This is a genomic window from Isoptericola sp. NPDC055881 (assembly GCF_053615895.1).
The window spans coordinates 1-11056 of sequence record NZ_JBSHCR010000100.1 but is presented as its reverse complement, the minus strand read 5'-3'; the positions used below and the strand labels follow the sequence as shown (position 1 = coordinate 11056).

The following is an 11056-nucleotide window of genomic DNA, read 5'->3' as shown; positions in this document are numbered from 1 at the left end:
ACCCGAGGGTGACCGGCCCGCGGGACCTCACTCGGACTTCTCGGCGGCCTGCTCGCCCTCGGCGGCCGGCGTCTCCTCGGCGGCGGGCGCCTCGGTCGCAGCCTCGTCGGCGGCGGGGGCCTCGGTGGTCGTCTCCTCGGCGGCGGGCGCCTCGGTCGCGGCGGCGTCGGCGGCAGGCGCCTCGGCCTGGGCGGCCTCGGCACCGGCCAGGAGCTCGCGCTCCCACTCGGCCAGCGGCTCGGCCTCGGCGGTCTCGGCCGCCTCGCCCTTCTTGCCCGAGTGACGCTGCATGAGGCCGTCGGCCGCGGCGTCCGCGATCACGCGGGTGAGCAGCGTGACGGAGCGGATCGCGTCGTCGTTGCCCGGGATCGCGTAGTCGACCACGTCGGGGTCGCAGTTGGTGTCGAGGATCGCGACGACGGGGATGCCCAGCTTGCGGGCCTCGTTGACGGCGAGGTGCTCCTTGTTGGTGTCCACGACCCAGACCGCCGACGGCGTCTTGGCCATGTCACGGATGCCGCCCAGGGTGCGCGCGAGCTTGTCCTTCTCGCGGCGCAGGACGAGGAGCTCCTTCTTCGTCAGGCCGGAGCCGGCGACGTCGTCGAAGTCGATCTCCTCGAGCTCCTTGAGTCGCTGGAGGCGCTTGTGCACCGTGGTGAAGTTCGTGAGCATGCCGCCCAGCCAGCGGTGGTTCACGTAGGGCATGCCGACGCGGGCGGCCTGCTCGGCCACGGGCTCCTGCGCCTGCTTCTTGGTGCCGACGAAGAGGATGGTGCCGCCGTGGGCGACGGTCTCCTTGACGAACTCGTAGGCGCGGTCGATGTACGACAGCGACTGCTGGAGGTCGACGATGTAGATGCCGTTGCGCTCCGTGAAGATGAACCGCTTCATCTTCGGGTTCCAACGGCGGGTCTGGTGCCCGAAGTGGACACCGCTCTCGAGGAGCTGGCGCATGGTCACGACGGCCATGACACGTCCTTTCGCCGCGTGCGCCGGATCCTCCGGGCTGCACGCGCGTCAGGCGACCGGCCCTGCGTCGTCGGCAGGCTTCCGGTCGCGGTACTCGGTTCGTCGGTGACGGGCATCTGGCCCGGCACCCCTGGCGTCACGCCTGGCCGGCACCGCTCCCGGAGACCCGGGGGCGGACCGCTGCCGACGCAGCCGCACCCTGCGACCGGCGGGCCGGGACGCGGGGCGCGTTCGTGACGCGCGAAGTCGATCTGCCGGTGGCCACCCCGCAGCCGCCCGGACCGCGAGCCGTCGAGGACGGTCCACGAGACACCGGAGAGGTGGGGAGCGAGGCACAAGCCGATCGCGGCAGCCAGTCTACCTGACCTGACGGGGCATCTTGGCGCGCCTCCGAAGGGGCCCCTGGCCGGCACCTCGTGGCGTGGTCCTGGAGGACGCCGCGCGGCGGCGGTGGGGCGGGACGCTGCCCCCAGGGCGGCCCCGTCCCCAGGACGTCGACGCGCGGACCGGCAGGCGCCGTGGTGCCACGAGGCTACCCGCATGACCACCACCGCCCGCCGCCCGCCCGCCCGCGCCGCCACGAACCTCGCCGGTCCCGTGCTCGTGCCCGTGCCGGTGCGCGGGCTCGTGCTCAGACCCGCGCTCGTGCTCGGTCTCGTGCTCGGTCTCGCGCTCGTGCTCGCGCTCGGGCTGCTCGGCGCGCTGGCGGCCTCCGCGTCGTCGCTCGGGCTCGGCGGCTCCGCTCCCGCCGAGCCACCGCCGGCAGGGGCGGACGCACCGTGGGAACGTCCCGTCCCGGGGCCGGTCGCCCACCCGTTCGACCCACCCGCCCGGCGGTGGCTCGCCGGCCACCGCGGCGCCGACCTCGCGGCGACCGCGGGCGGACAGGTGCGCGCACCGGCCGCCGGGGTCGTCTCGTTCGCCGGCAAGGTCGCCGGCAAGCCGGTCGTCGTGGTGACCCACCCGGGCGGTCTGCGCTCGACGTTCGAGCCGGTGACCGCCGACGTCCGCGTCGGTGCCCGGGTCGGTCCGGGCGCCGTCCTCGGGGTCCTCGCCCCCACCCCGGGCCACTGTGCCCCTGCCTCGTGCCTGCACTGGGGGGTGCGGCGCGGAGAGGTCTACCTCGACCCGCTCGCGTTCCTGGGCGAGCAGGCACCGATCGTCCTGCTCCCGGGTGGGCCGTGACCGGCCGCGGACCGCCGCGACCCACACCGACATCCGCAGCCCGGCCCCCGCACGCCCGGCCCCCGCACGCCCGGCCCCCGCACGCCCGGCCCCCGCACGCCCGGCCCCCGCACGCCCGGCCCCCGCACGCCCGGCCTCCGCGCGCCGCGCCGTCCGGCCTTCGCGCCGGCGATCCTCAGGCGCGCGGGAAGGCCTGGACGAACACCTTGCGCAGGCGCTCGTCGTCGACGTGCGTGTAGCGCTGGGTGGTGCCGAGGTCTGCGTGTCCCAGGACCTCCTGGACCGACCGCAGGTCGGAGCCGCCCTGCAGCAGGTGCGTCGCCGCGGAGTGCCGCAGGGCGTGCGGGGCGACGTCCTCGACGCCGGCCTGTGCCGCCAGGCGGTGCACGGCGTCGCGCACCTGGCGCTGGCCCCATCGCCCGCCCCGCGCGCCGAGCAGGAGGGCAGCACCGGATCCTGGCTGCACTAGCGCCGGGCGTCCGCGGGCGAGCCACTCCGACACCGCGCGGGCCGCGGGCACGCCGAACGGCACGACACGTTCCTTGCCGCCCTTGCCGAGCACGCGCACGAGTCGCTCGGTGAGGTCCACGGCCGGCACGTCCACCTGGACGAGCTCGCCCACGCGGATGCCGCTGCCGTAGAGGAGCTCTGCGGCCGCCCACGCGCGCAGCGCCGCCGGGCGCTCCTCCGGCTCGGCGGCGTGCGCGGCCTCGCGGGCGGTGTCGAGCAGGGCCGACGCCGCGGCGGCGCTCAGCACCGTGGGGAGGGTGCGCGGCACCTTGGGGCTGGCGAGCCGGGCGGTCGGGTCGGCGGTGACGAGCCCCGTCCGGTAGGCCCACCGCAAGAAGGTGCGGGCCGCCGCACCTCGCCGGGCGAGGGTGGCCCGCGCCAGACCCCGCTCCGCCTGGGTGGCCAGCCAGCCGCGCAGGACGCCGACGTCCACCCCCGCCAGTCCGTCCACCCCGTGCCGCACCGCGTACCGCAGCAACGACCCGACGTCCGCCCGGTAGGCACGACGCGTGTGCGCGGAGTGCCCCCGCTGGACCTCGAGGTACTCGTCAAAGCGGGCCAGCGCCTCCTCGAGCGGCGCCGGCAGCGGCGGCAGGTCCGGATCGGTGTCCATCCAGGTCAGTGTGCCCCTGGGCGGTCCGGGCGGGGGTGAGGGCGGCGCGCGTGTCGAGGCCCCCGCGACCACCCGGCAGCCCTCACCTCGCCCCCGCGACCACCCGGCAGCCCTCACCTCGCCCCCGCGACCACCCGGCAGCCCTCACCTCGCCCCCGCGACCACCCGGCAGCCCTCACCTCGCCCCCGCGACCACCCGGCAGCTGTCACCCTCGCGCCCGCCGCTGTCCGGACGTCCGGCGTGGTCCCCGGCTCCACCGACCCCCCTCCTGCGCGGCGAGACCCTGCAGCTCGAGAGCGCCGAGCCCTGCGAGCGTCTCGGACGCGGACAGCCCGGCGGTCCTGGTGAGCGTGTCCAGCGTCGCGGAGGCACGGGCGGGCAGCGCGTCCCGCACCCGGCGGGCGCGCTCGTCGAGCGCGTCCGCCCCGCTCGCTCCTGCGCCCGGTCTCGTGCCCGGCGCGGGGGCCGGGCCGTCGGCTCCCGCATGCCCGTCCGCTCCCGCCAGCCCGTCCGCTCCCGCGGGCCCGTACGGGCCCGCGAGCTCCGCCACCTCGTCGGCGTCGGTCACGCAGACGGCCGCGCCGTCGCGCAGGAGCACGTGGCACCCGGTCGACGTCCCCGACGTCACCGGACCCGGGACAGCACCGAGGGGCCGCAGCAGCCGGGTGGCGTGCCGGGCCGTGGACAGCGCGCCCGACCGCCACGCCCCCTCGACGACGACCGTGGCGCACGACGCCGCGGCGATGATGCGGTTGCGGGCCAGGAACCGCTGGCGGAACGGGGCGGACCCCGGCGGGACCTCGCTCACCACCGCGCCGGCGCCGTCGGCCAGCCGGGTCAGCAGGTCCTGGTTGCCCGGCGGGTAGAGACGGTCGACGCCGCCGGCGAGCACCGCCACGGTGGGCGCCCCGCCCGCGAGCGCGCCCCGATGGGCGGCCGCGTCGATCCCGTACGCACCGCCGGACACCACGGTGAACCCGCGGTCGGCGAGCCCCGCGGCCATGCTCGCGGCCACCTGGTCGCCGTACGCGCTCGACGCGCGCGCCCCGACGACGGCGACCGACCGCGTCGCGAGGGACGCGAGCTCCGGGTCTCCCCGGACCCACAGGGCGAACGGCTCCTCCGGGCCCAGGTCGGCGAGACCGGGTAGCCAGCGCTCGTCCCCGGGGACCAGGAAGGTGCCTTCGAGCCGGTCGAGCACGCGCAGCTCCCGCCGGGGATCCAGCCCGTCCAGGCGGGGCGACCAGCGTGCGACCGACGCCATGAGGCGGTCTGCCGCGACCTCCGACCCGACAGCGTCCAGCGCCGGGCCGCGCACGGCGCGCGCCGGGTCGCGGACCGCGTCGAGCACCCACGCGAGGGCCTCCCCCGCTCCCAGGTGCTGCACGAGCGCCCCCGCGACGACGTCGCCCGGCTCCGCGAGCCGGCTCCAGGCCGCCCGGGCGAGGTCCGGGTCGTCGGCGTCGAACGGCAGCACGCCCACCGGGACGCGCGACGCGCCCGCTCCCCGCGGCGCGTCGGGGACGGGGTCACCCGGGTCAGCCATGGTTCCCCCGGGTCCGCATCGTCACGGCGGCGGACACGTCGTCAGCCGTCGGCGAGGCCCGGCCCGCGAGGTCTGCGACCGTCCACGCGATCCGCAGCACCCGGTCCGCGCCGCGCAGGCTCAGGACGCCGCGGTCGACCATCTGCTCGATCGGGGCGAGGACGCCCGGGGCCCGGGACCGCTCCCGCAACCAGCGGCCCGGCACCTCGGCGTTCGTCGACCACGGCGTGCGGGCCAACCGGTCGCGGGCCACCTCGCGGGCCGCGGCGACGCGCTGCGCCACCAGCGCCGACGTCTCGCCGTCCGTCCCCGCCGTCCGTTCGGCCCGTGTCACCGGCTGGACGTCCACCTGCAGGTCCACGCGGTCGAGGAGCGGTCCCGACAGCCGACCGAAGTAGCGCCGCTTCGCGGTGGGTGTGCAGGCGCAGTCCAGGCCCTTGTTGACCGACGCCATCCCGCACGGGCACGGGTTCGCCGCCAGCACCAGCTGGAAGCGGGCCGGGTAGCGCGCGGCACCGCCGGAGCGGTGCAGCACCAGCTCGCCCTGCTCGAGGGGCTGGCGCAGCGTCTCCAGGACGCGGGACGGGAACTCGGGGGCCTCGTCGAGCAGGAGCACACCCCGGTGGGCCCGCGACACGGCCCCGGGCCGGGCCAGTCCCGTGCCGCCGCCCACGATGGCCGCGGGCGTCGCGGTGTGGTGCGGGTCCTCGAACGGCGGCCGGGTGAGCAGGCCGTCGCCCGGGTCGAACGTCCCGGCCACCGAGTGCACGGACGTCACCTCCACCGCCTCGGCGGGGGTGAGGTCGGGGAGGATGCCCGGCAGCCGCGCCGCGAGCATCGTCTTGCCGGCGCCAGGCGGCCCCACCAGGAGCAGGTGGTGCCCGCCCGCCGCGGCGATCTCCAGCGCCACGCGCGCCTGCGCCTGGCCGACCACCTCGGCGAGGTCGCCGGAGGACCGGTGTGCCACGGACTGCCGCGCGGGCCGGACGGCGTCCAGCGCGGGCACGTCGGCGAGCTCCCCGCCGTGCAGCAGCACCACCTCGGCCAGCGTCGCGGCCGCGTGCACGCGCGCGCCTGGCACCAGGCGAGCCTCGTCGGCGTCCCCGGCAGCCACCACCACGTCGGGACACCCGGCCTCGACCGCGGCGGCGACCGCCGGCAGCACACCCCGCACCGGCTGGAGGCGTCCGTCCAGCCCGAGCTCGGCCAGGTGCACCACCCGGTGCGGGCCGGCTGCCGGGATCGCGCCGTCGCCGGCGAGGACGGCGACCGCGATCGCCACGTCGAACGACGAGCCGGACTTGCGCAGCGACGCCGGCGAGAGGTTGACCGTGATCTTGCGGTGCGGCCAGCGGATGCCCGTGGAGAGCACCGCGGCGCGCACGCGTTCGCGCGACTCCTGCAGCGCGGTGTCCGGGAGCCCGACCAGCGTGAAGCCCGGCACCGACGCGGCCAGCTGCGCCTGCACCTCCACGACGTGCCCGGTGAGCCCTGTCAGCGCCACCGACGCCGTCGTCCCGAGCCCCATCAGAGCACCCCCACCAGGTGCTCGACCTGCGCCGCACCGGACTTGGGGAGCACCACCGCCACGACGTCGACCCGCACCTCGCGGCACCGCACGTGCCGGTGCTCGGCGAGCCACTGCCCGGTCAGCCGCCGCACGCGGGCGAGCTTCGCCGGGCTCACCGCCTCGGCCGGGTGCCCGAACGCGGTGCCCCGCCTGGTTTTCACCTCGATCGCGACCAGCACGTCGCCGTCCCGGGCGACCAGGTCGAGCTCGCCCCTCGTCCCGCGCCAGCTGCGCTCCAGGACCTGGAGACCCTGCGCCTCGACGTGGCGCGCGGCCACCCGTTCTCCGTACTGCCCGACGGCGTCTTTCGCCCGCATCGAACCACCTCCGCGAGCAGCGTCGCCCGGCGGGGCGAGGCCGCGGTGCGCGCGGTGCGAAGCTGTGGACGGCCGGGGGCCTGGGGGCAGCGGTCGCGGCTACGGGCGGCCCGAGGCGTCGTCCATGACGGCGGCTAGAGGGCGAGCTCCGCCTTCGCGAGCTCCTCCACGTTGACGTCCTTGAACGTCACCACGCGCACCGACTTCACGAAGCGTGCGGACCGGTACACGTCCCACACCCAGGCGTCCGCCAGCCGCAGCTCGAAGTAGACCTCGCCGGCGGCGGACCGCACCTGCAGGTCCACCTGGTTCGCGAGGTAGAACCGCCGCTCCGTCTCCACGACGTAGGAGAACAGGCCCACCACGTCGCGGTACTCGCGGTAGAGCGCGAGCTCCATCTCGGTCTCGTAGTTCTCGAGGTCTTCGGCGCTCACGGGGTCATCATCCCACCGGGCAGGGCTGCGTCGAGCGTCGCGGCGGGCGCGCCGGGAACCGACGCCGGCGCGTCGTCGTCGGCGAGCGCCCGCAGGTTCCAGGAGCGGCGGTGCTGCGGGGTGGGCCCGTGGCTGCGCAGCGCCTCCAGGTGCGCGGGCGCGGAGTAGCCCTTGTTCTGGTCCCAGGCGAACGCGGGGTACTGCCGGGCGAGGCGCACGAGCAGCCCGTCGCGCTCCACCTTGGCCAGGACGCTCGCCGCCGCGACCGACGAGCACTGCAGGTCGGCCTTGACCAGGGTGCGCACGGCGGGCTCCGGGACGTCGGGGCTCATGGCCGGGTCGAGGTCGGTGGCCTCGAACAGGTCGACGTCGCCGCGGCTCAGCCAGTCGTGGGAGCCGTCGAGGAGCACGACGTCCACGTCGCCGCACGTGCGGCGCACCTGGGCGAGCGCGCGCCGCCCCGCGAGGCGCAGCGCGGCGACGATCCCGTGCGCGTCGATCTCCGCGGGGCCGGCGTGCCCCACGGCCCACGCGACGCCCCAGCGCTGCAGCTGGGGCACCATCGCGACGCGGGCCGCCGGGGTGAGGAGCTTGGAGTCGGTCAGGCCCTGCGGTGCCGTCCGCGTCGCCGCGTCCACCACGACCACGCCCACGCTCACCGGGCCGGCGAGCGCACCGCGACCCACCTCGTCCATGCCCGCCACGAGGCGCGCCCCGCCCGTCAGCAGGGAGCGCTCCTGGCGCAGCGTCGGGCTCTTGCGCTTCGCAGCCCCGTTCTCGGTGCGGCGGCGCGGCGGGGTCGGCCGCCGGAGGGTCTCCCGTCCCGAGGGCGTGCGGACCGGCTGTGCCGCGTCCTGCTCGACGAGCGAGGTCACGGCTCCGGCACCTTCGCGAAGACGTCCCCGGGGTTGCGCAGGAGGGTCGCGTCACCCAGCGGCCAGACCGTGGCGAACGCGGAACCCACGACGTTGTCCATGGGGACGAACCCGCCGCCCGGCTTGCCCGTGTTGTACCGCGAGTCGGCCGAGTTCTGGCGGTTGTCCCCCATGACGAACAGCATGTCGTCGGGCACCGTCGTGTCGAACGGGTCCTGGCTCGGCACCGAGCCCGGCTTGATGTACGACTCCTCGTCGATCGGCTGCCCGTTGACGCTCACACGGCCCTGGTCGTCACAGCACTTCACGTGGTCGCCCGGCGTGCCGATGACGCGCTTGATCAGGTGGTCCCCGGTCTCCTGGGGCATGAGCCCGACGAAGGTCAGGACGTTCGTCACCGCCTGGCCGACAGGGGTGCGCTCCGGCGGCTCGTACGGCGGCAGCCAGCCACCCGGGTCCCGGAACACCACGATGTCGCCGCGGTGGACGTCGAAGACGGTCGGGACCATGCGGGAGACCATCACCCGGTCCCCGATCTCCAGCGTGTCCTCCATGGACCCGCTGGGGATGAAGAAGGCCTGGACGAGCAGCGTCTTGATCAGCCAGGACAGCACGAGAGCGCTGACGACGATGATCGCCGTCTCGCGCAGCACCCCGAGGCCACGGCTCGGCGCGGGCCCCGCGGCCGTCGCCGTCCCGCCGCCGGCGCCGACCACGGCGTCGAAGCCGACACCCTCGTCGCCGGAGCCCGAAGGGGCGGGGTCGTGGGATCGGGGCTCACGCGCACTGGGCCGGTCGGTCACGGGATCGGAGTCTGCCACGACCTCACTCTTTCACCCGCCACCGTCCAGGGCGAAACTGCCGTCACGGGCGGCCCGCGGGCCCGTGGGAGACGCGGGGAGCACGACGGACGGGCGGCCCTGCCGTAGCAGGACCGCCCGTCCGGGGGTGCGCGTCAGCGCGTCACGAGGCGGGGCGTCGCGCCCCGGTGCCTCACTTCGACGCGGGCGTCTCGCGCTTCTCGCGGATCTTCGCCTTCTTGCCGCGCAGGTTGCGCAGGTAGTAGAGCTTGGCGCGACGCACGACACCACGCGACACGACGTCGATCGAGTCGATGGTCGGGGCGTGCAGGGGGAACGTGCGCTCCACACCGACACCGAAGCTGATCTTCCGGACGGTGAAGGTCTCACGGACGCCGCCGCCCTGGCGCGCGATGACGATGCCCTGGAACGCCTGGACGCGCGAGCGGTTGCCCTCGACGACCTTGACGTTGACCTTGACGGTGTCGCCGGCGCGGAAGTCCGGGACGTCGGAGCGCAGCGAGGCTGCGTCGACGGAGTCGAGCGTGTGCATGGTTGTCTCCCCGCTCTGCCACAGGTCAGGAGCAAGATCGTGGCACGCCCTGGGGCGTGCCTTGTCTGACGGTTCGGTGGGTGCGTCGGCTCCTCGACCGGACGGCTGACCAGCAGCTCGTCATGACCTCCCCTGTGGCAGAGGCCGGGTCGGCGAACACACCGGCGACCTATTCTGCCACAGGTCCTGGCGGAGCCTCGCCCGTGGGCTGGAGGCGTCCGTCGTGCAGGGCCCAGCCGAGGCCGGCGAGCATCGCCAGGTCGGCCTTGTCGAGTGCGCCGGGGTCCAGCGCGGCGATCATGTCCGGACGGCGCGCGGCGGTCCGCTCCAGCGCCCGGTCGCGGCGCCAGCGCTCGATCCGCGCGTGGTGGCCGGACAGGAGGACCTCGGGCACGTCCAGCCCCTCCCACGCGGGGGGCTTGGTGTACACCGGGTACTCGAGCAGGCCTGCGGCCCCGTGCGACTCCTCGACCAGCGAGTGCGGGTTGCCGACGACCCCGGGCAGCAGCCGCCCGAACGCCTCGATCATGACGAGCGCGGCGACCTCCCCGCCGTTGAGCACGTAGTCCCCGATGGACAGCTCGCTCACGCGGTGGCCTGCCGCGCGCGCCCGCTCGGCGACCCGGGCGTCGATGCCCTCGTAGCGGCCGCACGCGAGGACGACGTGCTCCTCGATCGCGAGCGCCTCCGCGTGCCGTTGCGTGAACACGTCGCCCGACGGCGTCGGCACCACCAGGTGGCCCCCGCCGCCCGCGGGGAGCACGTCGTCGAGCGCACGGCCCCACACGTCCGGCCGCATGACCATGCCCGCTCCCCCGCCGAACGGGGTGTCGTCCACCGTGCGGTGCCGGTCGGTGGCCCAGTCCCGCAGGTCGTGCACGCGCAGGTCCAGCAGGCCGGCCCGGCGGGCCTTGCCCACGAGCGACAGGTCCAGCGCGGCGAGGTAGTCCGGGAAGATCGACACGACGTCGACGCGCACGTCAGACCTCGTCCGTGCTCTCGGCGGCCTCGTCGGCGCCACCCTGGTCGGGGCGGTCGACGACGGCGGCGTCGGCGTCGCGGGCGAGCAGGCCGCCCGGCGGGGTCAGGACGACCCGCCCGCCGGCGACGTCGACCGTCGGCACGATCGCACGGACGAAGGGGACGAGGGTGCGCTCACCGGCGGGCTCGCGCACCACCAGGGCGTCGTGCGCCGGCAGGTGCTCCAGCCCGACGACCTCACCCACGACCGTCCCGTCCTCGAGCTCGGCCCGCAGGCCCTGGAGCTCGTGCGGGTACCAGGCGTCCTCCTCGTCCGAGGCGTCGGCCTCGACGACGAGCTCCACGCCGCGCAGCGCCTCGGCCGCGGTACGGTCCCCGACCTCGGCGAACGAGACCAGCCAGCGTCCCTGGTGCTCTCGCGCGGCCGTGACCGTGAGCGGACCGGCCGACGACGGGTCGGTCTCCAGGGTGAGGCCGACCGCAAGCCGGTCCTCGGGGTTGTCGGTGCGCAGGTCGAGGGCGACCTCGCCCCGGAGCCCGTGCGCGCGCCCGACGCGCGCCACCACCAGCTGCATGACCACTCCTGTCTCGTACTCGTTTCGCCGGCCGGCTCGGCACGACGTGGACCGCCTCGCGGTCCCAGCATGCCCCGCGACAGACGACGAGGCCCGGCCCCACCGGCGTGCGGTGGGGGCCGGGCCC

12 protein-coding genes are annotated in these 11056 nt (G+C 75.9%); 1 reads left to right on the top strand and 11 read right to left on the bottom strand.

Translation table 11 applies throughout. The annotated features are described in order from the left end of the window. Positions 1–27 precede the first annotated feature (27 nt). Positions 28–969 carry a 30S ribosomal protein S2 gene (gene rpsB, locus ACWGKI_RS19530; protein ID WP_380244703.1) on the bottom strand — a complete coding sequence of 314 codons (942 nt, stop codon included), beginning with the start codon at positions 967–969 and terminating at the stop codon, positions 28–30. Positions 970–1509: 540 nt separating this feature from the next. Between rpsB and ACWGKI_RS19525 the strand changes: the two genes are divergently transcribed. Next, on the top strand, positions 1510–2154 hold the full coding sequence (locus ACWGKI_RS19525) for a murein hydrolase activator EnvC family protein (protein ID WP_452189242.1): 645 nt from the start codon (positions 1510–1512) through the stop codon (positions 2152–2154). 175 nt (positions 2155–2329) lie between these two features. Here ACWGKI_RS19525 and ACWGKI_RS19520 read toward each other — a convergent pair whose 3' ends face one another. From ACWGKI_RS19520 to rimM, 10 genes are all read right to left on the bottom strand, one after another. After that, complete coding sequence (locus ACWGKI_RS19520; protein WP_380244705.1) at positions 2330–3277, bottom strand: tyrosine recombinase XerC; 948 nt, start codon at positions 3275–3277, stop codon at positions 2330–2332. Between the two features lie 206 nt (positions 3278–3483). Further along, positions 3484–4824 carry a DNA-processing protein DprA gene (gene dprA, locus ACWGKI_RS19515; RefSeq protein WP_452189240.1) on the bottom strand — a complete coding sequence of 447 codons (1341 nt, stop codon included), beginning with the start codon at positions 4822–4824 and terminating at the stop codon, positions 3484–3486. Beyond that, positions 4817–6352, bottom strand: a complete 1536-nt coding sequence (locus ACWGKI_RS19510) for a YifB family Mg chelatase-like AAA ATPase (protein WP_452189238.1) — start codon at positions 6350–6352, stop codon at positions 4817–4819. Before ACWGKI_RS19510 ends, dprA begins: the two co-directional genes overlap by 8 nt. Then, complete coding sequence (locus ACWGKI_RS19505) at positions 6352–6711, bottom strand: YraN family protein (RefSeq protein ID WP_452189236.1); 360 nt, start codon at positions 6709–6711, stop codon at positions 6352–6354. The genes ACWGKI_RS19510 and ACWGKI_RS19505 overlap by 1 nt, the downstream gene beginning before the upstream one ends. A 134-nt stretch (positions 6712–6845) precedes the next feature. Beyond that, positions 6846–7145, bottom strand: a complete 300-nt coding sequence (locus ACWGKI_RS19500; RefSeq protein WP_013838354.1) for a DUF2469 domain-containing protein — start codon at positions 7143–7145, stop codon at positions 6846–6848. Next, positions 7142–7891 (bottom strand): ribonuclease HII, encoded by a 750-nt coding sequence (locus ACWGKI_RS19495; RefSeq protein WP_452189244.1) that lies wholly within the window; start codon positions 7889–7891, stop codon positions 7142–7144. Before ACWGKI_RS19495 ends, ACWGKI_RS19500 begins: the two co-directional genes overlap by 4 nt. A 125-nt stretch (positions 7892–8016) precedes the next feature. Beyond that, positions 8017–8841, bottom strand: a complete 825-nt coding sequence (lepB, locus tag ACWGKI_RS19490; RefSeq protein ID WP_380244709.1) for a signal peptidase I — start codon at positions 8839–8841, stop codon at positions 8017–8019. A gap of 172 nt (positions 8842–9013) precedes the next feature. After that, entirely contained in the window at positions 9014–9373 is a 360-nt protein-coding gene (rplS, locus tag ACWGKI_RS19485; protein WP_380244710.1) for a 50S ribosomal protein L19, read from the bottom strand. A gap of 169 nt (positions 9374–9542) precedes the next feature. After that, positions 9543–10352: a tRNA (guanosine(37)-N1)-methyltransferase TrmD gene (trmD, locus tag ACWGKI_RS19480; RefSeq protein ID WP_452189233.1), complete on the bottom strand. Its 810-nt coding sequence runs from the start codon at positions 10350–10352 to the stop codon at positions 9543–9545. Position 10353: 1 nt separating this feature from the next. Next, positions 10354–10929 carry a ribosome maturation factor RimM gene (gene rimM / locus ACWGKI_RS19475; RefSeq protein ID WP_452189231.1) on the bottom strand — a complete coding sequence of 192 codons (576 nt, stop codon included), beginning with the start codon at positions 10927–10929 and terminating at the stop codon, positions 10354–10356. Between the last annotated feature and the right edge of the window lie 127 nt (positions 10930–11056).

What these genes read in the sequence shown, in the direction of transcription:
- rpsB (WP_380244703.1), bottom strand. Translation starts at nt 969, where the DNA reads ATGGCCGTCGTGACCATGCGCCAGCTCCTCGAGAGCGGTGTCCACTTC.
- ACWGKI_RS19525 (WP_452189242.1), top strand. Translation starts at nt 1,510, where the DNA reads ATGACCACCACCGCCCGCCGCCCGCCCGCCCGCGCCGCCACGAACCTC.
- ACWGKI_RS19520 (WP_380244705.1), bottom strand. Translation starts at nt 3,277, where the DNA reads ATGGACACCGATCCGGACCTGCCGCCGCTGCCGGCGCCGCTCGAGGAG.
- dprA (WP_452189240.1), bottom strand. Translation starts at nt 4,824, where the DNA reads ATGGCTGACCCGGGTGACCCCGTCCCCGACGCGCCGCGGGGAGCGGGC.
- ACWGKI_RS19510 (WP_452189238.1), bottom strand. Translation starts at nt 6,352, where the DNA reads ATGGGGCTCGGGACGACGGCGTCGGTGGCGCTGACAGGGCTCACCGGG.
- ACWGKI_RS19505 (WP_452189236.1), bottom strand. Translation starts at nt 6,711, where the DNA reads ATGCGGGCGAAAGACGCCGTCGGGCAGTACGGAGAACGGGTGGCCGCG.
- rplS (WP_380244710.1), bottom strand. Translation starts at nt 9,373, where the DNA reads ATGCACACGCTCGACTCCGTCGACGCAGCCTCGCTGCGCTCCGACGTC.
- rimM (WP_452189231.1), bottom strand. Translation starts at nt 10,929, where the DNA reads ATGCAGCTGGTGGTGGCGCGCGTCGGGCGCGCGCACGGGCTCCGGGGC.